Source organism: Fuscovulum ytuae (assembly GCF_029953595.1).
GTDB lineage: Bacteria > Pseudomonadota > Alphaproteobacteria > Rhodobacterales > Rhodobacteraceae > Paragemmobacter > Paragemmobacter ytuae.
The window spans coordinates 56998-80241 of record NZ_CP124536.1 but is presented as its reverse complement, the minus strand read 5'-3'; the positions used below and the strand labels follow the sequence as shown (position 1 = coordinate 80241).

At 63.0% G+C, this 23244-nt stretch carries 19 protein-coding genes; 7 read left to right on the top strand and 12 right to left on the bottom strand.

The window, feature by feature from the left end; genetic code table 11:
- Nucleotides 1-1323, top strand: coding sequence for a TrbI/VirB10 family protein (locus QF092_RS19020; RefSeq protein WP_281470179.1), 1323 nt, complete (start codon nt 1-3; stop codon nt 1321-1323).
- Nucleotides 1323-2297 carry an ATPase, T2SS/T4P/T4SS family gene (locus QF092_RS19015; protein ID WP_281470177.1) on the top strand — a complete coding sequence of 325 codons (975 nt, stop codon included), beginning with the start codon at nt 1323-1325 and terminating at the stop codon, nt 2295-2297. The genes QF092_RS19020 and QF092_RS19015 overlap by 1 nt, the downstream gene beginning before the upstream one ends.
- 355 nt (nt 2298-2652) lie before the next feature.
- Here QF092_RS19015 and QF092_RS19010 read toward each other — a convergent pair whose 3' ends face one another.
- The 4 genes from QF092_RS19010 to QF092_RS18995 are packed head-to-tail and all read right to left on the bottom strand — an operon-like array spanning nt 2653 to nt 7576.
- Nucleotides 2653-3783 carry an S-(hydroxymethyl)glutathione dehydrogenase/class III alcohol dehydrogenase gene (locus QF092_RS19010; protein WP_281470174.1) on the bottom strand — a complete coding sequence of 377 codons (1131 nt, stop codon included), beginning with the start codon at nt 3781-3783 and terminating at the stop codon, nt 2653-2655.
- Nucleotides 3784-3792: 9 nt separating this feature from the next.
- A complete protein-coding gene (locus tag QF092_RS19005) occupies nt 3793-4716 on the bottom strand; it encodes an electron transfer flavoprotein subunit alpha/FixB family protein (protein ID WP_281470172.1) in 924 nt (307 codons plus the stop codon).
- 1 nt (nt 4717) lies between these two features.
- A complete protein-coding gene (locus QF092_RS19000) occupies nt 4718-5479 on the bottom strand; it encodes an electron transfer flavoprotein subunit beta/FixA family protein (protein ID WP_281470170.1) in 762 nt (253 codons plus the stop codon).
- A 60-nt stretch (nt 5480-5539) separates the two neighbouring features.
- Nucleotides 5540-7576 (bottom strand): oxidoreductase, encoded by a 2037-nt coding sequence (locus QF092_RS18995; protein ID WP_281470168.1) that lies wholly within the window; start codon nt 7574-7576, stop codon nt 5540-5542.
- Nucleotides 7577-7724: 148 nt separating this feature from the next.
- Here QF092_RS18995 and QF092_RS18990 point away from each other — a divergent pair, with 148 nt between their 5' ends.
- The 4 genes from QF092_RS18990 to QF092_RS18975 all read left to right on the top strand — a co-directional run bounded on the left by QF092_RS18990 (nt 7725) and on the right by QF092_RS18975 (nt 11510).
- Nucleotides 7725-8378 (top strand): TetR/AcrR family transcriptional regulator, encoded by a 654-nt coding sequence (locus QF092_RS18990; protein ID WP_281470166.1) that lies wholly within the window; start codon nt 7725-7727, stop codon nt 8376-8378.
- A 109-nt stretch (nt 8379-8487) separates the two neighbouring features.
- The gene (locus QF092_RS18985) at nt 8488-9489 is read left to right on the top strand and encodes a glycine betaine ABC transporter substrate-binding protein (protein WP_281470164.1); all 1002 of its coding nucleotides are present in this window, start codon (nt 8488-8490) and stop codon (nt 9487-9489) included.
- A gap of 91 nt (nt 9490-9580) precedes the next feature.
- Nucleotides 9581-10468 (top strand): ABC transporter permease, encoded by an 888-nt coding sequence (locus QF092_RS18980; RefSeq protein WP_281470162.1) that lies wholly within the window; start codon nt 9581-9583, stop codon nt 10466-10468.
- Complete coding sequence (locus QF092_RS18975; protein WP_281470160.1) at nt 10461-11510, top strand: quaternary amine ABC transporter ATP-binding protein; 1050 nt, start codon at nt 10461-10463, stop codon at nt 11508-11510. Before QF092_RS18980 ends, QF092_RS18975 begins: the two co-directional genes overlap by 8 nt.
- A 45-nt stretch (nt 11511-11555) precedes the next feature.
- Here the strand turns inward: QF092_RS18975 and QF092_RS18970 are convergent, their stop codons facing one another.
- The 5 genes from QF092_RS18970 to QF092_RS18950 form a co-directional block, all read right to left on the bottom strand.
- Nucleotides 11556-12212 (bottom strand): GntR family transcriptional regulator, encoded by a 657-nt coding sequence (locus tag QF092_RS18970; protein WP_281470159.1) that lies wholly within the window; start codon nt 12210-12212, stop codon nt 11556-11558.
- 112 nt (nt 12213-12324) lie between these two features.
- Nucleotides 12325-13488: an NAD(P)/FAD-dependent oxidoreductase gene (locus QF092_RS18965; protein WP_281470157.1), complete on the bottom strand. Its 1164-nt coding sequence runs from the start codon at nt 13486-13488 to the stop codon at nt 12325-12327.
- A gap of 8 nt (nt 13489-13496) precedes the next feature.
- The gene (locus QF092_RS18960) at nt 13497-14933 is read right to left on the bottom strand and encodes an NAD-dependent succinate-semialdehyde dehydrogenase (RefSeq protein WP_281470155.1); all 1437 of its coding nucleotides are present in this window, start codon (nt 14931-14933) and stop codon (nt 13497-13499) included.
- A 10-nt stretch (nt 14934-14943) separates the two neighbouring features.
- On the bottom strand, nt 14944-16533 hold the full coding sequence (locus tag QF092_RS18955; RefSeq protein WP_281470153.1) for a GMC family oxidoreductase N-terminal domain-containing protein: 1590 nt from the start codon (nt 16531-16533) through the stop codon (nt 14944-14946).
- A 37-nt stretch (nt 16534-16570) separates the two neighbouring features.
- Nucleotides 16571-17392, bottom strand: a complete 822-nt coding sequence (locus QF092_RS18950; protein WP_281470151.1) for a pyrroline-5-carboxylate reductase family protein — start codon at nt 17390-17392, stop codon at nt 16571-16573.
- Here QF092_RS18950 and QF092_RS18945 point away from each other — a divergent pair.
- On the top strand, nt 17391-18833 hold the full coding sequence (locus tag QF092_RS18945) for an NAD(P)/FAD-dependent oxidoreductase (protein ID WP_281470149.1): 1443 nt from the start codon (nt 17391-17393) through the stop codon (nt 18831-18833). The two genes, QF092_RS18950 and QF092_RS18945, sit on opposite strands and share 2 nt — an antisense overlap.
- A gap of 104 nt (nt 18834-18937) precedes the next feature.
- On the opposite strand, the gene QF092_RS18940 is transcribed toward QF092_RS18945, so the two are convergent.
- Genes QF092_RS18940 through QF092_RS18930 form a run of 3 tightly spaced genes read right to left on the bottom strand, consistent with a single transcriptional unit; the run spans nt 18938 to nt 23230 of the window.
- On the bottom strand, nt 18938-20782 hold the full coding sequence (locus tag QF092_RS18940) for a type IV secretory system conjugative DNA transfer family protein (RefSeq protein ID WP_281470375.1): 1845 nt from the start codon (nt 20780-20782) through the stop codon (nt 18938-18940).
- Nucleotides 20783-20792: 10 nt separating this feature from the next.
- Nucleotides 20793-22670 (bottom strand): relaxase/mobilization nuclease domain-containing protein, encoded by a 1878-nt coding sequence (locus QF092_RS18935; protein ID WP_281470373.1) that lies wholly within the window; start codon nt 22668-22670, stop codon nt 20793-20795.
- Nucleotides 22667-23230 carry a plasmid mobilization protein gene (locus tag QF092_RS18930; protein ID WP_281470371.1) on the bottom strand — a complete coding sequence of 188 codons (564 nt, stop codon included), beginning with the start codon at nt 23228-23230 and terminating at the stop codon, nt 22667-22669. Before QF092_RS18930 ends, QF092_RS18935 begins: the two co-directional genes overlap by 4 nt.
- Between the last annotated feature and the right edge of the window lie 14 nt (nt 23231-23244).

Here is a 23244-nt window from a genome sequence, read left to right as displayed (position 1 = left end):
ATGGCTGATTCCGAGATGACCGATCCGCAGAAGGGCACTGACCCGGACTACAAGATCGAGCGACCCAAGCCGAAGATGACCCGGCAGCAAAAGCTTGGCATGGGCGCGCTCTTGGCCGGTGCAAGCCTTGCCGCGCTCTGGACGGTCTGGCCCTCCAGCCGCGCCATCCCCGATGTGGAAACCTCCGCCGTCGAGGAATTCCAGGATCAGGGTGGCGGCTCACCGTTCGGGGCCATCGAACCCGGCCCGGACGCGAAACCCGCCGGGTATGGGTTCTCCGACATCGAAGGGGAACTGGCCTCACAGCGCGAGGACCTCGAAGCGCGGAACGCCACACTCCAGTCCGAGGTCGAGAGGCTGCAGCGCGAACTGGGTGATCTTGCCGACAGGGCCGATGCCGAGAAGGATCAGACAGCCAAGGAACTGGCGCTCGCGCTCGAAGAGGCACAGTCCCAGAACCTCGCCCTCATGGAGGACATGCGGCGGCAGTTCGATCAGGAGATCGCTGTCCTGAAAGCAAGCGCGGACACCACAGGGGCAGCAGAAGCCGCCCGGGAGGCCGAACTGGCCACCAAACGTGCCGAGCGCGAGGCGCAGCTGGCGGCCCGCGTGGCCTCGCCTTCGGTCGTCTTCGACGATGGTCAGAGGGGTGGGGCAGGGGATGCAGGTATGGGGATGCCTGAGGCCCCCGCCGAAGGCAGAGATGCGGCGGGACGGGATTTCGTACAGTCGGGGCGAGAAGCCACCGCCACCGAAGTGAGCCATGTCATTGCCAATCCGTCGAACACCGTCCTGCAAGGCACGTTGATCGAAGCGACGCTTGAGAATGCGGTCGACTCGAGCCTGCCTGGCCAGATCACAGCGATCGTGACCCGACCGGTCTGGTCCTTCGATCAGGCGCAGATTTTGATCCCCGCCGGTTCGCGCCTCTTCGGCGACTATTCCTCGGACGTCGCCATCGGTCAGGGCCGCATCCTTGTCGCCTGGACGCGGCTCGTTACCCCGGACGGGCAGTCCGTGCAGATGGAGGCCTTCGGCGGGGACGCCCAGGGTCGCTCCGGCATCACCGGCAAGGTCAACACTCGCTTCGGCGCGCGGTTCGGGTCGGCCGCGCTCATTTCCCTTCTCGGGTCCGCCCCTGCCGTCGCCGCCGCGAAATACTCCGACGACATCAGCTCTGACACTGCCGAGAGCATGGGCGAGGACCTGAGCGCAGCTATGGGTTCAGCAGTCGAGGCATATACGAGCCTGCCGCCGATCATCACTGTCGCCCCAGGGGCTGCGATCACGGTCATGGTCGACCGCGATCTGGAAATCTGGTGATGGATGATCGGCCGAGTTTCCTCGGAACCTACCTGACGCCAATTGCGCCGCTGTTCTTACGGGACGATCTGGTCGAGGTGGCGATCAACCCGGACGGAAAGGTCTGGATCGAGCGGAAAGGCGCGACCCATATGGAGCGGGTCGCGCACCTGTCTATCGATCGGGTTCTGTCTAAGAACCTTGGGCAGGCAATAGCTTCTGCCGTTGGCGTGCAGTTCTCCGAAAAGAAGCCCACCGTCTCCGGAAAGATCGTCTGGGGCGACATGGCAATACGGGCGCAGGTCGTGGCACCGCCCATCGTGGAAGGCGGGATGGCGATCACCTTCCGGCCGTTCAAGGTCGCCGCCGATCAGCTGATCGAGCCGAAGCTCTTGCATGGAGGCCTCGTCGATCTCGATGCCAAGCGTCGGGAAAGGGCAGGGGAGGCGATGAGACTGGCCGAGGCCGGGCAGGTCGTTGAGGCGATGCGGCTTTGCGTCGAAGGTCGGATGAATATTCTGATCTCAGGCGGGACATCCACCGGCAAGACGACGTTCGCGCGGTCGCTCTTGTCGATGGTGGATCCGGAGGAGCGGATTCTGACCATCGAGGATGCCTATGAGCTGTTCCCCCGCCAGGAGAACGCCGTGGCACTCAAGGCGGATCGTAGTGCCCAAGGCGAACGCACCCCTGCGCGGCTACTGGAAGCTTCGCTCCGGATGAGACCGGATCGGATTATCCTAGGCGAGCTGCGGGGGGAGGAGAGCCGGACCTTCCTCGAAGCGATCAACACCGGGCACGGCGGGTCGTTCACAACCATCCATGCCGACACCGCGCGAAAGGCTATTGACCGGTTGGCGATCATGGTCATGGCCGCCGGGCTGGGCATGGGGTTCGAGGAGGTGAAGCGGTACTGCGAGGGAAGCGTGGATCTGGTTGTGCAGCTATCTCGGCAGGGCGGGCAGCGCGGGGTGGCGGAGATACTTTGCCTGTGAGGGTTGCGAAGTGCGGGGAGCGGACGTTCGCTCCGTTCTTCCAATCTATAACAAGAGCACGACCGAACTCTTGGTTTTACGTGCATTCTCTTCCTCGAGATGTCGCGACAGCGCGTCCAGTGCCGAAAAGACCAGCGGCGCGCCAAGCATAAATTTGCTGCCGGGACGCGCGTTGGATGGGGCGGCTATTCTTCAGTGTCCCGTCTATGGCCCGATGCGGCCATGGCTGCCAGAACGTGGACGCTGATCAGCGCGCCAGTCCGGCATGTTCTCCCCCCCCCGACCGGTTCACCTGAAAAAATCCCGCCCCGGGCAAGCCGAGGCGGGGCAGTTGGGGAGCAATAGTTTCCCGGCTTCAGAACACCACGACCGAGCGGATCGACTCGCCCGAATGCATCAGGTCGAAGCCCTTGTTGATGTCTTCCAGCTTCAGCGTGTGGGTGATCATCGGGTCGATCTCGATCTTGCCGTCCATGTACCAGTCGACGATCTGCGGCACGTCCGTCCGTCCCCGCGCGCCGCCGAAGGCCGTGCCTTTCCAGACGCGGCCGGTGACAAGCTGGAAGGGGCGGGTCTGGATTTCCGCGCCCGCAGGGGCGACGCCGATGATGATCGACTGGCCCCAGCCGCGATGGGTGCATTCCAGCGCGTCCCGCATCACCTTGACGTTGCCGGTGCAGTCGAAGCTGTAATCCGCCCCGCCGATCTGGTCGAAGGGCGTCTTGGTCATGTTGACGATGTGCTGGACGACGGACCCTTCGATTTCCTTGGGGTTGACGAAGTGGGTCACGCCGAAGCGTTCGCCCCACGCCTTCTTGTCATTGTTGATGTCGACGCCGATGATCATGTCGGCACCGGCCAGCTTCAGGCCCTGGATGACGTTCAGGCCGATCCCGCCCAGACCGAAGACCACCGCCTTGGCACCGATTTCCACCTTGGCCGTGTTGATCACCGCGCCGATGCCCGTGGTCACGCCGCAGCCGATGTAGCAGACCTTGTCGAAGGGCGCGTCGGGGCGGATCTTCGCCAGCGCGATTTCCGGCACGACCGTGTGGTTCGCAAAGGTCGAGCAGCCCATGTAGTGATGGATCGGCGTGCCATCCAGCATCGAAAACCGCGTGGTGCCATCCGGCAGCAGCCCCTGCCCCTGCGTCGCGCGGATCGCGGTGCAGAGGTTCGTCTTCTGCGACAGGCAGGACGGGCATTGGCGGCATTCCGGCGTATAAAGCGGGATGACGTGATCGCCCGGTTTCAGCGTGGTCACGCCGGGGCCGACCTCGATCACGACGCCCGCGCCTTCATGGCCAAGGATGGCGGGGAACAGTCCTTCGGGGTCGGCGCCCGACAGGGTGAATTCGTCGGTGTGGCAGATGCCCGTGGCCTTGATTTCCACCAGAACTTCGCCGACCTTCGGACCTTCGAGGTTCACTTCCATGATTTCCAACGGCTTGCCGGGGGCGACGGCAACGGCGGCTTTGGTTCTCATCTTGGGTCCTCAGATCTTGGCGAGGAGTTGCGGCACGGCATCGAACAGATCGCCCACCAGCCCGTAGTCCGCGACCTGGAAGATCGGGGCCTCTTCGTCCTTGTTGATGGCGACGATGATCTTCGAATCCTTCATCCCCGCCAGATGCTGGATCGCGCCCGAGATGCCGACCGCGATGTAGAGCGTCGGTGCCACGACCTTGCCGGTCTGGCCGACCTGCCAATCGTTCGGCGCGTAGCCCGAGTCCACCGCCGCGCGGGACGCGCCGACGGCAGCGCCCAGCTTGTCGGCCAGCTTTTCGATCATCGCGAAGTTTTCCTGGCTGCCGATGCCACGACCACCCGAGACGACGATGCCTGCGCTCGTCAGTTCGGGGCGGTCGGAGGCGGCAACCTTGTCCTCGACCCACTTGGACAGCGACCCGTCAGCGGCGGCGGCGACCTTTTCGACCGAGGCCGACCCCGTGCTGCCCGCCGCGGCGAAGGAGGCGGTGCGGACGGTGAAGACCTTCTTGCCATCTGCCGACTTCACGGTCTGCACGGCATTGCCCGCATAGATGGGCCGCTCGAAAGTGTCGGCATCGACCACGGCGGTCACGTCCGAGATCACCATCACATCCAAGAGCGCCGCGACGCGCGGCAGGACGTTCTTGGAGAACGCGGTCGCGGCGGCGGCGATGTGGCTGTAGCCACCGGCCAGACCCACGATCAGCGCGGCGATGGGTTCGGCCATCCCGTGATCGAAGGCGGCGTCATCGGCATGCAGCACCTTGGCCGCACCGTCGAGCTTCGCAGCCTCGGCTGCAGCAGCGGCAGAGGTGCCGGCGACGAGGACATGGACCTCGCCCAGTGCCTTCACCGCGCTCAGCGCCTTGGCCACCGCATCGGTCGCCAGTTGCCCGTCATTCACATTGGCAAGCAGAAGAACGGCCATCTCAGATCACTCCCGCTTCGTCTTTCAGTTTCGCGATCAGCTCGTCCACCGAGCCGACCTTCACGCCCGCCTTGCGGCCCGCAGGCTCCACGGTCTTGACGACCGACAGGCGGGGGCTGACGTCCACGCCGTAATCGGCGGGGGTCTTGGTCGCCAAGGGCTTGGTCTTGGCCTTCATGATGTTCGGGAGCGACGCATAGCGCGGCTCGTTCAGGCGCAGGTCGACGCTGATGATGGTCGGCAGCTTGACCGAGATGGTCTGAAGCCCGCCATCCACCTCGCGCGTGACCTTCGCCGTGTCGCGCTCGATGGCGACTTCGGAGGCGAAGGTCGCCTGCGACCAGCCGAGCAGGGCCGAAAGCATCTGGCCCGTGGCGTTCATGTCATTGTCGATGGCCTGCTTGCCGCAGAGGACGAGGCCGGGGCCTTCTTCCTTGACCACGCCTGCCAGCAGCTTGGCCACGGCGAGCGGTTCAATGTCGGTGTGGACGTCGGCGGTGGCTTCGATCAGGATGGCGCGGTCGGCGCCCATGGCGAGCGCGGTGCGCAGCGTTTCCTGCGCCTGCTTCACGCCGATGGAAACGACGACGACCTCGGTCGCGATGCCCTTTTCCTTGAGGCGGATCGCCTCTTCGACGGCGATTTCGTCAAAGGGGTTCATCGACATCTTCACATTGGCCAGATCGACACCCGTGCCATCCGCCTTCACACGGACCTTCACGTTGTAGTCGATCACCCGTTTGACAGGCACGAGCACCTTCATCGCGCTTCTCCTCTCCGTAATGGGCGAAAGGCCTGCCCCCGCGAAGGGTCAGGCGGGAAATCAGAGATCCTTGACGAGCCGGAGCGCGTCGTAGACGGCGGCGTGGGTGTTGCGGGCGGCAACCGCGTCACCAATCCGGAAAAGTCGGAATTTCCCCGCCGGGTTCGTCGTGACGACCTGCGGCTTCCCATCAATCAGATCGTCGTAGTCAACGGCCCCCTCGTTCACCGAATGCGGAATGAGCTGGTGATAAAGATCGTCATTCGGCCGCGTGCCGTGGTTAACGACGATCTGGTCGTGCCGCTGTTCCTTGGCGATCCCGCCGTAGTCGCTGCCGATGGACGCGACCAGCATGTTGCCGTCCTGGCGGACAGCCTCGAGCAGGTAGGTGACGGTGAACTTCACGTCCCGCTTCTGGAGCGCGCGCATGTAGGGCACAAGGTTCATCGCCATCACTTCCGGCGCGAAGGCGCGGTCGCGGGTCATGATCTCGAGCTTCGCCCCCGAGGCGGCAATGACTTCGGCGGCCTGCATGCCCGCATGGTCACCCGCGTCGTCATAGATCAGCACGTCCGAACCCGGCTTCACATCGCCCGAGATGATGTCCCATGTGGACGTCACCAGATCGTTCCCGGACTTCAGCACCTCGGTGTGAGGCAGGCCTCCGGTCGCGATGATCACCACGTCGGGATTGTCAGCAAGGATCGCGTTAGCATCGGCGAAACTGTTGTAGCGGATATCGACGCCAAGTTTTTCGCATTGCGCCACGCGCCAATCGGACACACCGATCATCTCGCGGCGGCGCTTGCTTTGTGCCGTCAGGCGCAATTGCCCGCCTGCTTCGGGCGCTGCTTCGTGCAGGATGACCTGATGGCCACGCTCGCCTGCGACGCGGGCAGCCTCAAGACCGGCAGGTCCCGCGCCGACGATCACGACCTTTTTGCGCGTCGCTGCCTTGGGGATGTCGTGCGGCATCGTCTCTTCCCGACCCGTCGCCGCATTGTGCATGCAAAGCGCCATGCCGCCCTGATAGATGCGGTCGAGGCAGTAGTTGGCACCGACGCAGGGCCGGATGTCATCCTCGCGCTTCTCAAGGATCTTCCGCATGATCTGCGGGTCGGCCATGTGGGCGCGGGTCATCCCAATCATGTCCACCTTGCCTGCCGCAACCGCATGGCGGGCGGTGGCCACATCCTGGATGCGGGTCGCATGGAAGACAGGGAAGCGGGTCGCGGCGCGGACCTCGCCGGCAAGATCGAGGAAGGGGGCCGAGGCCATGCCCATGATCGGGATGTTGTCCGTCAAGCCCGCGTCGGTTTCGATATGGCCCTTGGTCACGTTGAGGAAGTCGATCAGGCCCGACTCCTTCAGGCGCTTCGAGATCTCCATGCCTTCGGACTTGTCATAGCCTTCGGGCGTATCCTCGTCTGCGACGTAGCGGATGCCGAGGATGAAATCCTTGCCGACACGTTCCCGCACCGCGCCCAGCACTTCGAGAGAGAAGCGCATGCGGTTTTCCAGGCTGCCGCCATATTCATTGTCCAGGTGGTTGCTCATCGGCGACCAGAACTGCGACAGCAGGTGACCGAAGGACTCGAAGTCGATCCCGTCCACGCCCGCGGCCTTCATTCGCTCGGCCGCATCGGCGAAGTCCCGTTTGATCCGGTCGATATCCCATTTCTCGATCAACTTCGGAAAGGCACGGTGCGACGGCTCACGCTCCATGGTGGGGGCGGCGACGGGAAGCCAGTCGCCCTTGTCCCAGCGGGTCCGGCGGCCAAGATGGGTCAGCTGGATCATCACGGCGGCGCCGTGGTCGTGGCATTCGTCGACCAGCTGCTTCATCCAGCCCACCACTTCGTCCTTGTAGGCGAGGATGTTATTGAAGACCGGCGGGCTGTCCTTGGACACGGCGCAGGAACCTGCGGTCATCGTCAGCGCGATGCCGGCCTTGGCCCGTTCCACATGGTAGGCCCGGTAGCGGCCTTTCGGCATTCCGTCCTCGGGATAGGCGGGCTCATGGGACGACACCATCAGCCGATTCCGCAGCGTCAGGTGCTTGAGTTTGAAGGGCTGAAGCAGCGGGTCGTTCGACACGGTGGTGGCTCCGGGCTAGAACACGATTGAGGTTGACGTATCGGATAAGAGACATCCGCGTCAATCCCACAAACACTGGTGTCTGGATAATAGCCGGTTGTGGCTAATATCCTTGCTCCCATGTCTATAACTTGCTAGGAGACGCCTCATGACAGCTGACCCACAAACCGAATCTGGAGCGCGCGGATCGCCTGAGCTTTGGCTACAGGCCGCCCGAGACGCGCTGTTGGATGGCGGGGTAGAAAATGTGAAGATTCAGGTGCTTGCGAAGAACCTGAACCTCTCTCGCGCCAGCTTTTACTGGTTCTTCAAGGATCGCGAAGAACTGCTGGACGCCTTGCTTATACAGTGGCGCGAGAAAAACACCGGCAACATCATCAAGCGCGCCAATGCCTATGCAGACAGTCTGGCAGAGGCCATCCTGAACGTCTGCGACTGTTGGTTCGACCAGTCCCTCTTTGACTCCCGGTTCGAGTTCGCGATCCGGAGCTGGGCGCTGCAATCAGACAGAATTCTTGCCGAGGTGCAGGAAGCCGACACCGCGCGCATCGCTGCACTGACCGCGATGTTCGAACGCTTCGGCCGAACGCCCCGTTCGGCCGCGGTCCGTGCCCGCACGATCTATCTCGTCCAGATCGGCTACATCTCGATGCAGACCAAGGAAGAGATCACCCTGCGGATGAGCAGGATGAGCGAATACGTCGAGGTCTACACAGGCGTCGAACCCGAGCCGCGCGAGATGCTGCGCTTTTTCTCGCGGCACGGCGTGTCGCTCGATCAGCCGGAGGCCGCCAATGCGTGACCGGCTCCGCACTCTGCTGCCCGAAACCGACAGCAGCTGACCCATCGGGACAGATGTTCGCGGCGCATCCGTCCCTTCCATTAGTGCCGCCCAACAACAGGGAACGAAAATGAAAACGCTACTCGCATCCTCCTGTCTCTCGCTCAGCCTTGTTTCCCTTGCCTCTGTGGCGAGTGCGCAAGAGTGCGGATCAGTGACCATCGCCAGCATGAACTGGCAGAGTGCAGAGGTTCTGTCGAACGTTGACAAGATCATCCTGGCGGAAGGTTACGGCTGCGACGCAGAGATCACCATCGGCGACACCGTGCCGACCATCACCTCCATGGCTGAAAAGGGCGAACCGGACATCGCGCCGGAAGCGTGGATCGACCTGCTCCCCGATGTCGTGAAGAAAGGCGTCGATGATGGTAAGCTGATCCAAGCCGCGAACGTGCTGCCGGATGGCGGCGTGAACGGCTGGTGGATCCCGAAATATTTCGCCGACGCGCATCCTGAAATCAAAACCGTCCAAGACGCCCTGAAGCATCCGGAACTGTTCCCTGCTCCGGAAGACGAGTCCAAGGGCGCGGTCTATAATGGCCCGCAGGGCTGGGGCGCGACCGTTATCACGGCCAATTTGTTCAAGGCCTATGGTGCGGAAGAAGCTGGCTTTACGTTGGTCGATAGCGGCTCGGCCGCAGGCCTCGACGCGTCGATCGCCAAAGCCTACGAGACGCAGTCGGCATGGCTCGGCTTTTATTGGGCTCCGACCGCCGTGCTCGGCAAATATCCGATGGTCATGCTGGATTGGGGTGTCGAGCAGGATCCGGACATGTGGTCCAAGTGCATCACGGTTGAAGGTTGCGCTGATCCGAAGCCGGCCGCATGGCCCACCGACCGAGTCTACACCCTCGTCTCGACCAGCTTCTCGGAGCGCGCCGGGGCAGACGTGATGGACTATCTCAACAAACGCGCCTGGAGCAACCAGACCGTCGGTGCACTGATGGCGTGGATGACCGACAACCAGGCCACCGGTGAAGAAGGCGCGATCGAGTTCCTGAAGCAGAACCCGGACGTCTGGACTCAGTGGGTTAGCCCGGAAGCCGCCGAAAAGATCAAAGCCTCGCTCTGATAATCAATGCCCGTGGCGCTCCTGCTGCGCCACGGGCTTCCTTCTATTGACGACCTGCAAACAACAGCAGGCAGGGCCTGGGGAAAATCTGATGGACTGGTTCTTCGAGTTTCCGCATTTGGACGATGACGTCCTTCGCGGGCTTAAAAAGGCGATCGACGAAAGTTTTCGCTCCTTCACCCGCGCTTATGGGGACGAGATAGAAACGCTCTTCACGCCGCTCAAATACTTTCTGATCCAGTCTGAAAAGCTGATGATCGAGACGCCCTGGCCGATCGTGACGCTTGCGATCCTCGGCGTTGCCTGGCTTGCCAGCCGAAGCTGGCGCATTGTGCTGGGCTGTCTGGTGACGCTTCTTCTGATCGGCTTCTTCGACATGTGGGAAGACACGATGCGGACCGTGTCGATGATTTTTGTCTGCACCATCCTGGCGATCGTCATTGGCATTCCGCTCGGAATCCTCATGTCCCGCTCAGCTCGGTTCCGCAGCGTTGCGAACCCGGTGCTTGACGTGATGCAGACGATGCCGAGCTTCGTGTATCTGATCCCAGTAGTCATGCTTCTGGGCATCGGCAAGGTGCCCGGTCTGATCTCTGTTGTGATCTACGCCATCCCACCGATGATCCGCCTGACAGATCTGGGCATCCGCCTTGTAGATAAGGACGTGCTCGAAGCGGCTGACGCGTTCGGCAGTTCATCATGGCAAAAGCTGGTGAAGGTCCAGCTTCCCCTTGCGCTGCCGACCATCATGGCCGGCGTGAACCAAACCATCATGATGGCTTTGGCCATGGTCGTCGTCGCTTCGATGATCGGAGTGCAGGGCCTTGGACAGCCGGTCCTCAAGGCCATTGCGAACCAGTATTTCACGCTTGGCGTGTTCAACGGCCTTGCCATCGTCGGCATCGCAATCATGTTCGACCGCGTGAGCCAAGCCTACGGCAACCGCCTCCAGAAGCACCGTGAGGTAGTCCATGGCTGACCAGGCCTTTGGCGGAATCCGCATCCGCAATCTCTACAAGATCTTCGGCAGTAACCCGCAGGCCCATGTCGATGCGGTCAAGGCGGGCATGTCCAAGGCGGAGCTGAACGAGAAGCACGGCCATATCCTGGGCCTGCGCGACATCAACATCGAAATTCCGTCCGGCACCATTCAGGTGATCATGGGTCTGTCCGGCTCAGGCAAGTCCACCCTGATCCGGCACATCAACCGGCTGATAGACCCGACAGCGGGCGAAGTGCTCGTGGACGGCGTCGATGTGGTGCAGATGACGCCGCCCGAACTGCAAGAATTTCGCCGCATCCAGACGGGGATGGTGTTCCAAAAATTCGCCCTCCTTCCCCACCGGAACGTGCTTGAAAACACGCTCTACGGCCTCGAGGTGCGAAACGTCGACCGTGCAAAAAGCGTGGATACAGCCATGCGCTGGCTGGATCGCGTGGGTCTGGGTGGCTTCGAGAAGAAGTTTCCGAACCAGTTGTCGGGCGGCATGCAGCAGAGGGTCGGGTTGGCCCGTGCCCTTGCCAATGACGCACCCGTCCTGCTGATGGACGAGGCCTACTCTGCCCTCGACCCCCTGATCCGGACCGACATGCAGACGATGCTGCTGGACCTGCAGAAAGAGTTGCACAAGACCGTCGTATTCATCACCCACGATCTCGACGAGGCGCTCCGTCTCGGTGACCAGATCGCCATTCTGCGGGATGGCGAGGTGATCCAGCAGGGCAGCAGTCAGGACATCGTGCTGCGACCGGCCGACGATTATGTCGCGAACTTCGTCAAGGAAGTGAACCGTGGGCGCTTCATCCACGTCGATGCCGTGATGTCGCCCTTGGATACCCGGACCGTATCCGCAGATTTGCCCGTGATCGCGGCGGAAACGACGATCGAGGATGCCGCACGCATCGTCATGGCGCATCCCGCGGACGAAGCAGTCGTATCCGAGTCGACGGGCGCGCCCATCGGCACGGTGAGCTTGCGCGACCTGACGGCGGCGATGGTGAAACCGGCGCGGGGCCACTGACGTCGCCGCCCACCCCTCTGCCCTGCGCGGAGGGGTAAATCACGGCTACAGCATCCGGCGCCGACGCATCAGGGCTGCGGTCTCTTTTCGGGTCGTTTCGATATGGTCGCGCAGCAGGCGGATCGCCTTTGCGGCGTCACCGGCAGCGCAGGCATCCAGAATATCCTGATGCTCCTGCACGGGTCGTTCAAAGCCGCTCGTCTCGGTCACAAGCAGCCTGACGAAAGGACCGAGCCGCGCGCGCAGATCGGCGATCATCTGCAGAAGCGAGGCATTCCCGCAGGGTTCATAAAGCGCCTGATGGAAGCGCACGTTCAGGCTGCTCCATTCGGCAAGGCTCGCATCTTCGGAATATTCCCGCAGGATGGCACGCGCACGGTCCAGATCGCTCTTGGCCATCTGGGGAACCGCAAGTTCCAGCGCACGGCATTCCAGCGCGACGCGGATATCCATCAGGTCGAGCACTTCCGCAGGCGAGATTTCGCGGACGGTCGCACCCTTGTTCTTGCGGAACAGCACGAAGCCATCGACTTCAAGCCGAAGCAGCGCCTCGCGCACGGGAATTTTCGATACGCCGTGCTGGCGGGCGATCTCGTCCTGCCGCAGCGGTTCGCCGGGGGCAAGCTGCCCGGACAGGATCGCTTCCTTGAGAGACTCGTAGATCGGCTCTGCTGTCGGCGTATCGTGCTTCATTTCGTTCATGCCGCGCGCCCTGAACTTATGCAGATGGAAGATACTGTCTCGGCGGCGGGATGCCAGCCCGTATGCAAGGCCGCGGTCCCGGGAAGGAGTCCGCCCGGGACCGGCCAAGGCATCAGATGATGCCTCGCTCGGGCAAAGGTGCGCCATCTGCCACGCGCTGCCAGCCGAAGCGGGTCAGATCGAGCGTTTCGTAGCGTCCCTTCAGGATCAGTTCCGCCATGGCAAGGCCGCAGCCCGGCGCGTGCATCAGCCCGTGGCCCGAAAAGCCCGCAAGCATCTGGAAGTTGCCCAGACCATCCGCGCCCGGCCCGATGATGACGTTTCCGTCCAGATCGTTCTGGTCATAGAGGCCGGGCAGCGTGTTCTTGCACTTCGTCCGCTCGAATTTCGGGAAGCGGTGGGCAAGGGCCGGCCAGACGACATTCTCGAAATAGTCGTGGTCGGCTTCCATGTTGTAGCCGCGCGGTTCGGCAAGCGTGGGCACGCCGCCCGAATAGCCTTTGCCTTCGGGCCGGAAGGCAAGCCGCTCGGGGTCTTTCAGATAGGGCAGCGGTTCGATTTCCTCTTCGCATTCAAAGTAATGCTCGAACCGGCGAAGCGGCTCGATCGGAACCTTGAAGCCGAGCATCGCGCAGATCTCCTTGGCCCATGCGCCGGCGGCATTGACGAAGGTATCCGCCTCGATCCGCAGGCCGGAGGCACAGTTGGCCGCCGTCACCTGCGCGCCGTGACGTTCCATCCCTGTCACCTCTTCGGCCACGAACTCGGCGCCGAGGGACTGCGCTTTCTTGCGGAAGCCCATCAGGACGGCATAGGGGTCGAGCCATCCGTCGTCGGGCGAATGCACCGCCGCGCCAAGATCGCCAACATACATCGACGGAAACTTGTGCTTGATCTCGTCGGGCGTCAGCCAGACCACGTTGCAGCCCATCGACAACTCAGCATCGTAGTTTGCCTTCAGCATGTCCACCGAAGACGGCGGAACAATGAAGATATACCCGCCCTTCTTGAAGCTGATCTCGGCCCGCTGGCCGTTCACGGCCATCGTCTCGGCGAAAGTCTCGAAGAACGGGATGGAATAGTTCGAGAGCGAGATGTTCTCGGGCAGGCTGAACAGCCGCCGAACCCCACCCGAAGCGCGGGGTGTCGAGGCGATCTCGTAGGTCGGATCGCGTTCGATCACGGTGACCTTCAGGCTCGGGTCCATCGTTTTCAGATAATAGGCGACCGAAGCCCCGATGGCCCCGCCCCCGATGATGGCGACATCCGTTTTCATGTTCGTCCTCACAGGTATTTTTCGGTCAGCATCTTGGTGCGGAGATAGGCGTCGAGCCCCTCGATCCCGCTTTCGGCCCCGTAGCCGGATTCATTCACCCCGCCGAAGGGAGTCTCGGCCTCGTGGACCGAGGTGTGGTTCACGCCCACGACACCGGCATCCAGAGCAGACCCTGCTCGGGCGATGGTGCCAGGGTTCTGGGAAAAGACGTAGGCCGCAAGACCGTATGGCAGGGCATTGGCGCGGCCAATCACCTCGTCGAAGCTGTCGAAGGGGGTGAATGCGGCAATCGGACCGAAGGGTTCTTCGGTCATCAGGCGCGCATTATCCGGAACATCGGCCAGAACGGTCGGCGCGTAGAAATAGCCCTTCCCCGCGATCGCATGGCCACCAAGGCGCAGGTCAGCCCCTTTGGCCACGGCGTCCTTCACCAGTGCGTCGATCGTGTCACGACGACGGGCGGTGATCATCGGGCCCATCTGGGCACCCTCCTCCGCCCCGTTACCCACGCGCACCTGTTTCGCTCGCGTGATGAAGGCCGCGACGAAATCCTCATAAACCTCACGTGCGATGAAAAAGCGGGTGGGCGATGTGCAGACCTGTCCGGCATTCCGGAATTTCGCGCTCACCAGCCGCGCTACCGCATTCGGAATGTCGGTATCGGCAAAGACCAGCACAGGTGCATGGCCACCCAGCTCCATCGTGCAACGCTTCATGGTTTCCGAGGCAAGGCGCTGGAGCAGTTTGCCCACGGGCGTCGATCCGGTGAGCGAGACCTTCTTCGGAATGGGCGACGCGATCAGGTATTTAGACACCTCGGTCGGCACGCCGTGGACGATGTTCAGCGCACCGGCCGGAAGGCCTGCGTCGGTGAAGCAGCGCCCGATGGCAATTGCCGTTGCCGGCGTTTCGTCGGACGGCTTGACGATGATGGTGCATCCGGCAGCAAGGGCCGCCGCCATTTTCAAGGCCACGTTACCAGCGGGGAAGTTCCATGCGGCAAAGCCCAGGGCAACGCCCACGGGCTCGCGCAGGGTGATCTGGCGCACATCAGACGCACGGGCGGGGATCACGCGGCCATAGGCGCGTTTGGCTTCCTCAGCATACCAGTCCGTCGCGTCGGCGCAAAAGCCCACCTCGCCCCGCGCCTCGGTCAGCGATTTGCCGTTCTCCGCGGTCAGGATCTCAGCAATCTCCTCGGTCCGCTCACGGATCAGGTAGGCAGCCTTGACCAGAATGGCATTGCGATGCGCTGCGGTGGTTTCGCGCCAGTCGACAAAGGCGCGGGCGGATGCCGCAAGGGCGCGATCAAGATCGGTGACAGAGGCATGGGCAAGATCGGCAATCACCTCTTCCGTCGCGGGATTGACCACGGGGACCGTCACGCCGGTCGATCCGGCGCAGTAATCGCCATCGATCAGAAGAGGGACGAGAGGAACAGACATTGGGCTTCCTTCAAACAGATTTGCGGCCACGGATCGCGTCCGCGATCTTCTCGGCGATCATGTAAGTGGGGGCTGACAGGTTGCCGGTAGTAATGCGGGGCATGACGCCTGGGCCGACGACGCGAAGGCCGGAAATGCCGTGGACGCGGCATTCTGCATCGACGACACCATCCTGCGGACGCACCGCCATACGGGTCGCCCCCGACGGGTGATAGCTGGTGCCGACCGCCGATCTCACCCAAGTCAGGATGTCGTCGTCGGTCTTCATATCGGCTGTCGGGTTCACCTCTGCGCCGCGGATGCCGTCCCATGCCGGCTGTGCGAACAGGTCACGGGCAAGGCGGACCGAGCGGATCATGTCCAACTGGTCCTCGCGTTCCTTCAGGTGATTGAAGACGATCTCGGGGGCGTCGGACGGGTTGGCCGAACGCAACCGGATATGCCCGCGTGACTGCGGGCGCGACAGGTCCATCCAAAGCTGGAAGCCCGGGAAAACCGTCACTTTCCCGTTCACCACACGCCGCGCCAGAGGCAGGAATTCAAGCTGGAGATTGGCGTAATCCGCCCCGTCATGGGTTTTGACGAAGGCACCAGCCTCGAAGAAATTCGACGCGCCGAGACCGCGCCGGAACAGCAACCATTCAAGACCGAGCCGCACCTGACCGGCCAGCCCCAACTGCGAGACCAGCGTATCCTCGCGTCTGGCCGCGTATTGCAGGTTCACGCCCGGGTGGTTTTCAAGGTTCTGCCCGACATGCGGCTGATCGAGGACGACAGGGATGCCGAGTGCGCGAAGATCGTCAGCGGGACCTACACCGGACAGAAGCAGAAGCTTCGCCGCGCCCACATTCGAGGCGGCCAGAATGACCTCTTTTGCAGCCTCGATCCGCGTGCCATCCGAAAGCTGGACACCGCAGACACGCAGACCGTCGAACAGCACCCGCACGACCTGCAGCCCGCTTTTCAGGGTCAGGTTCGGCCGGTTCAGCGCGGGACGCAGGAAAGCCTGCGCCGCGTTCCAGCGGCGGCCGTTTCCGATGGTGCATTGCGCGATATGCATCCCTTCCTGATCGCCGGAATTGTGATCGGCGGGGCGGGCATGGCCCGCCTGTTCGCCCGAGCGCATGTAGACATCGAACAGCGGATGCGCGGCCTTCGCGCGGGTCACCTTGAGCGGGCCGTTACCACCCCGCGTGGCGCTTGCCCCCTCGGAGAAGCTTTCCATCCGCCGGAAATAGGGCAGGACATCCTGCCATCCCCACCCCTTCAATCCCTGCGCGGCCCATCCATCGAAGTCGAGCCGATTGCCGCGGTTGAAGATCATGGCGTTGACCGACGTCGATCCACCCAGCACCTTGCCGCGCTTCTCGTCGATCATCTGGCCTACAAGGTAGGGCTCCGGCCCCGCCTGCTCGTTCCACCCCAGCGATTTTTTCTGGTAGACAAAGGGGATCGCGGCAGGCATGGCGATTGTCAGCTTGCGGTCAGACCCGCCTGCCTCGAGCAGAAGAACGGTCGTTCCCGCGTCCTCGGTCAGCCTTGCCGCAAGCACACAGCCCGCCGCCCCAGCGCCGACGATGATGTAATCCGGTTGCGTCATGTGCCGCCCCCCTGCCCCCAGTTACGCCGATCCAGCCTCAGCCAGCCATCCGGGCCAATTCAAGCGCCCTTCCATGTGCAGCGGCCAGCGTGCCCGGCAAAATCTTCGGCAGCCCCGCCTCGGCCTCGAGGACCGACAGGCCGGCAAGCGTCGTCCCGCCGGGACTGCTGACCGCGCGCTTCAGGCCCGCTGCCCCGCGCGGATCTTCGGACAGCATCCGCGCCGAGCCGAGCATCGTCTGATGCACCAGACGTTCAGCCAGATCGCGGGGCAGCCCCTGAGCGACAGCTGCAAGGATCATCTGTTCGGCGAAGGCAAAGACAAACCCGGGGCCACAGGCAAAGACGGGGTTGGCCTTCTCGAACATGACCTCGTCGGCGACCCAGTCGAAACGCCCGATGGCGTTGAACAGCGCCTCAACCATCGACCTTACGCTGTCTGCCAGCGCGACGGTGGTGCAGCCCAGGCTCATCCCCTCACCGATCATGGAAGGCAGGTTGGGCATGACGCGCACGACGGCGGACGGTGCAAGCGCGGCGCTCAGACGCTCAAGACCGATGCCCGCCATGATCGAAACCACCGGCGCGGCGCGTAGAAGAGCGAGCACTTCGGCAGAAAGCTCGGGCAAGGTTTGCGGCTTCACGCCGAGGATGACCAGATCGGGACGCAACCCTGCAAGGCCCGAAGGCTCGGCATGAAGTTCGACCGCAGCGCCCGGCGGCAACAGGCTGCGCGCCCGCTCTGTATCGGGGTCCAGCGCCACGACGCGCACGCCGGGCATCTGATCCAGCGCGCCGGCCGCAATCGCCGCCCCCATATTGCCGCACCCGATGAAGAGAAGCGTGGGTGTCGTTGCCATGGCGATCTCCGATCCTGAGTCACACTTGCCGTTTCGCCATTTTCGTATACGAATTTATTTTAACGGATACAATATGGATCTCGTGATGAGCCAGAAATTCGATGTCGCCATCATCGGTGCGGGGCTGCTGGGAATTGCATCGGCCTTCTATCTTGCCCGAAGCACGCCCTCTTGCCGGATCATCCTCATCGACGCGGGCGATCCTCTTGCGCTCACATCGGCGCAGTCCGGCAACAACTATCGCAACTGGTGGCCGCAGCCGACGATGGTCGGCTTCATGAACCGCTCGATCACGCTGATGGAGCGGATCGCCAAGGAAACCGACAACCGGATCGCGCTGACACGGAGGGGGTATCTTCTGGCCTCGCGCAGCGCCGACATCTCTGCCCAGCATGGCCAGTTGACGGCTGTCTTCGGTGCCGCTGGCGGGCCTGCAATCCGGGTCCACACCACACCGGATAGCGCGGGCTACCAACCGCCCGTCTTTCCCGACTGGAAAAGCGCACCCGACGGCTTCGACTTCCTGACCGATCAGCAGGCGATCCGCCAGCACTTCCCCTCCCTGTCCCATGAGGTCCGGTCCGTCCTCCATGTACGTCGCGCGGGTGACGTTTCGGGGCAGCAACTGGGCCAGTTCATGCTGGAGGATTGCCGGGCCAGAGGCGTGCGGTTCCAACGGGGCACTGTCCAAGGAATAGACAGCGGCCGACATTACGATCTCGCCGTCGAGACAGCCGAAGGGACGATAAAGGTCGGGGCGGAAAGGATCCTGAACGCCGCCGGTCCTTTCGCCAGCCACATCGCGTCACTGGTCGGGGTCAGCCTGCCGCTTGCGAATGTTCCGCAGCAAAAGGTCGCGTTCCCCGATCCTGCCGGGGCCATTCCCCGCGATCTTCCGTTCACGATCGACATCGACCCCCAGCACATCGACTGGACGGACGAAGAGCGGGATCTGCTGTTGTCAGATCCCGACTCGGCACGTTTCGCATCGCGGATGCCAGGGGCCATCCATTGCAGGCCCGAAGGCGGCGATCACGGCAATTGGGTGAAATTGGGCTGGGCATACAATTCGTACGCCGCGCCGGCTTGCCGGTCGCTGAACCTTGACCCGCGGTTTCCGGAAATCGTCCTGCGCGGCGCTGCACGTCTGCATCCTGCGTTGAAAGTCTATTACGGCAAATTGCCCCGTCAGATGGTCCATTACGGTGGCTTCTATACGAAGACCTCCGACAACTGGCCCCTCATCGGTCCCATGGGTGCGCCGGACGCTTTCATGGTTTGCGGACTTTCTGGCCATGGCACCATGGCCGCCTGCACCAGCGGAGAGCTGGCGGCGTCTTGGTTGAATGGCTGCCCACTCCCCGAATGGGCCGGCCATTTCTTGCTTGATCGTTTTGAAAAAGCCGAGCCCAGGGTGCTCGGGGAGGAGGGTCTTCTCTGACGTAATCAGCAGCATCCAAGGATTACCACAACCAAGGTGAACGGCAGCTAAGGGCCGTATCTGCCCGTTGGAGCATGCGGTAAGGTTCAGCGACCAAGCACCGGTTAGACCCGAGCCGGCACTTTCCGTGTCCGCCTGGCGCTCTTCGCAATTTCCTGAAACACCCGTGCCGCTTCTACGAAGACCTCGGTGCCCGCAGGTCCAGCGGACGCAGTCAACCCTGACAGCTTCCCGACAGGCGCTAGCCTACGATCCGCCCCGCCCCCTTGTATTGTCGGCAACGCTTTCCCCTTCCGCGCCCGATCAATCGGCCCAAAATGCCGATCCTCGTAGTAACGGATGTGACGCGCCCGGATCGGATACTGTCCCTCGGGCAGCACTAGCACCTCATCCAACGGAAACCGCAGCACCTCGTTCGCCGAGATCAGCGGCCGCTCCTCGGAACACCGGCTGACATTGGCACTGTCCTCCAACGCCCGTACCCGCGACTGGCTTTCGGTCACGGCGGTGATGGTGGAGCGCCCCAAGGCATTCGACAGCACCTCGGCCGTCCGGTCATCCTGCGGTGTCATGTAGATCTGCACACCAGCCCCGCCCTGCAGGGACCTCCGTCCAGTTTCGCCATAGATGTCATCGAGACCAGGGATGGTCTGGGAGATGATGAAGAACCGGCCGCCGAAACTGCGGATGGTCTTGATGGAAGAGAGCACCAAAGGCTGGCGGCCGAGCTGGTCGAACTCGTCCATCAGGAACATGACCGCATGGGATTCGTCCGGCCCAGGCTCGCGGCGTTGGAGGGACGCGATGGCATCCGCGAAAAGGAGACGGACGAGGGGGGCGAGGGTTTTCAGGTGCTCGGGTTGGACGACGATGTAGAGGCTTTGGGGATCGCGGCGGAAGGTCGAGAAGTCGAAGTCGCTGGCAGAGGTCACCCGGTCCACGGCCGGGTCATTCCAGAGTTCCAGACCGGATCCCTGGATGACGGACACATAGGCCCCGAGGGTCTTTTCCGGGACGTCGGCCATCTCGAGGAAGGTGCGGGAGACGATCGGGATGTTCGTGGTCTCGGCGATGGCCGTGTAGCTCTTCTTCTTGTCACCACCCCCGGCCATGATTTCACCGGCAAAGCCCAAGGTCGGGCGGCGCTGTTCGATGGCGTAGAGGCACGAGGCGATGAAGAGCCGCTTGCCGGCATTGAAGAAGCTCTGGGCGCTTTCGCCTTCCGGGATGAGGAAGAGATCGGCCATCGAGTTCAGCGCGGTGTACTGACGCCCGGCAGAGGGCAGGGCGGCGATCCGGGCAAGCGGGTTGAACCGGTGCGAACCACGGTCCTCATCGAAGGGCGAGAAGTACCAGATGCTGTTCTTCAGCCCGTGCTTGCGATGAATCGAGGTCTTGGCGAAGTTCTCGCCCTTCACGTCGAGGATGATCGCTGATCCCGAGAAGTGTAGGAGGTTCGGGATGACGAAGCCCACGCCTTTCCCTCGGCCCGTAGGCGCGATCATCATTGCATGCGGGAAGCGGTCGGGCGGTGCCATCACGAAGGGCGCGTCGGATTTCGGGAGGCCGAGCTTGCCAAAGATGAAGCCGTTCTGATCGAGGGTTCCGACCATGCGGTTGCTCTTCAACTCGCGGCGCGACTGGAAATGCGCATCGTCATATTGGTTCAGCCGCCCGCGATGCACTCCGGCAAGTCCGACAAGCGTCAAGGCGACGGTCACGGCACCGGTGATGATCAGTGCACCCTGCAGGACCGAAGGCCGCGCGGCGAGGTCGGCCCAGGCGTAGCGAAGGAACCAGGGGCCCATCGGGCTAAGCGTATCGAGGCTCTCCCGGAAGGCAGTGATCACGTAGATCGTCGCCAGCATGCCACCGATGTAGAGACCGGTCAGGAGGCCAAGGAGCAGCGCCAGCGGATACCGCCAGGCGGTCTCGAGGTTCGAAAGCATGGATCTGTCCTCAGAGTTCGTGACCGGTATCGCGTTCGACGGTGCGATCGCGCTGCCCCAGTTCGGCGGCACGATGCTGCGCCCGTGCCAGATCTGCCCAAGGTCCGACCTCACCCGATTGACCGAGGTCACCTTCGTTCTTCAGTTCATGCGCGACGGCGGCCCGAAGTGCTGGATCTCGGACCTGCTCGTTGAGCGGGGCGAGATCGCCGGACCGAACGCGGTCGAGATCTTCGGGTTTCAGGGTGTCGTGCAGGCGATCAACGATGGCTTCCAACGCGGGCACCTCCGAGAGCTTCATATTGCGATCGGCGGTGAGCAACTGGTCGCGCGCGAAGGCCTCGGTCAGTTCCGGTGCAAAGTTGAAGGCGACGACTTCTGCCCGAACCTCCTGACCGAGCGCGCGTTCCGTTTCCATCCAGAACACCTTTTGCATCGTATTCGGCTGCTCAGTGATCCAGCTCGCCCGCTGGCCCTCACTGCGCTCGGCCAAACTGAAGCGGGCGACCATTTCCTCGACGGACGTGCCCGCTATGCGAAGCTCGTCTTCCCGGATCGAGAAGAGCGCCGTCAGCCGTTCGCCGATCTCTTCCCGAACATGAGCAAGGGTCGCGCGTAGACCTTCATCGAGAGAAACGCCCTCGGTCTGACCCTGCTCCAGCCGCGCAAGCGAGGCGAGGGTCGGGTTGTGGTAGGGATCGGTGTTCCGATCGGCGAGTTGCGCATGCTCTGCCAAGAAGATGCTGTCTGGCGCGAGCTTCAGGGAGGCGCGCGCCTGCTCGGCAAAGCTTCGTTCAAGGTCAACCCGCTCGACCGAGGGTTCCATGGCACGGATCGCCTCCCAAGCCTCGGTGGCCGAAGCGACCATCTCGCTGCGCGCAGCCTCAACCCGCGCGGCGGGGTCGCCTTCGGCATGAAGCGAGTGATCGGGCATAAGAGGAACTCCTTGTCTGAGTGCGGCGGCAGACGCGCCAAGCGCCCGGGCCAGCCGGGAAAAGTAGGAAGAAGCGCTCGCCTCGGTGCCGGTTTCAGCGGCGAGACCGGCGAGCTCGCCGAGGGTTTCATATTCGCGGGCAAAGCCCTGTAGCGCTGCAAGCCGTCGGCTCCGCTCCCCGTCGGACAGAGGCGGCGGCGGAGGGGGTGTGGCCTTCCCACCCTCTCGCGAGGCACGCAACTCGGATTGGCGCGGTGGGTTCTCGATGATGCCACGCGACAGGCGCGATGAGGCGAGGATGTTCAGCCCATGCGACTGGCTGATCTCGGCGTGAAGCTCGCGCATCACATCGAAGTTCAGTGCGGCGTGGCGACAGATCGACAGGAAGCGACCTTCCTCGATGCCATGCTTGTCGACCACGAAATGCGCATGCAGATGGTCGGTGTCCTTGTGCAGGGCAGCCACGTAGCGCCAGACATCCCCATACTCACCAGAACCGAACACGGCCTGCCCCCATTCCCGGGCGATGACCTCGGCGCGCTCGGCGTCCACCCCGCGCGGGAAACTAAGAACGATGTGATCGGCGTGTCCCCGGCGCGGTGCACCGGTCCAGGTCGAAGACCAGATGTCCGCCGTGCGGCCCGTTCGCTCAGGATCGAAGTCGCGCTCGTAGCCCGCCAGATTACACCAGGTGATCTGCACCCCCTCTTCCCGAGCCACGTAGTCGAGAAGGCGCTTCAGCTCCTGTGGCGTTCGGGCGCTGCCGCCGGCAATACGTTTGACGACCGACTGCCAACCGCGTGGTCCACCAGCGTTTCGCAGAAGTGCCCGGGTCTGACGTTCCTTCCGCGTGCCGAGACGGGACGCGGCACCGTCACCACCGCCGCGCCCCCGACGCCGATCGTCGAGAACATGACCGAGAACCAGATCTTCGACGGAAGGTGACCGGGTCATTTCGGCGCCTCGGCAGAAGTGTCGGCAGCAGGAGCGAAAGTAGAGACTTGATCACCAAGTCCCTGCTTGGCCCGAAGCGACGAGAGAAGATGGACAACCTCTTCTACAAGGTCATCGACCCGCGCTCCGACCTTGCGCACCAGGGCGGCATCGCGGGCATTCCAGGTCAGACGACCGACCGCCCCCAGACGAGCGATCTGGTTGAGGTTGTTGCCGACGGCCGACAACTCCCGCCTTGCTGCAGCGATGGCATCAAGCTCGTCTGCCTGGATGGCCAGACGATCGCTTGCCTGTCTGACCAGATGCCGGACTGCCTCGGAGACCGTCAGACCGCTTGCCTCGGCAACCGCCTGAAAGGCTGCATGCTCGTCTTCCGTGATGCGGATGTTGAGCTTCACCGAAAGCCGCCGCACCTCTTTCCGATCAAGGCTGCCCTTGATCCGTGACAGCGCCTGGCGGGAACGGCCCATAGACCTCGCCACGGCCGCGACGCTCTCGCCAGCGAGGAGCCGCGCCGTGATGGCGGTAGTCTCGGCAGAGGTCAGGCGTGAGCGTGGCATTGCATCATTACATG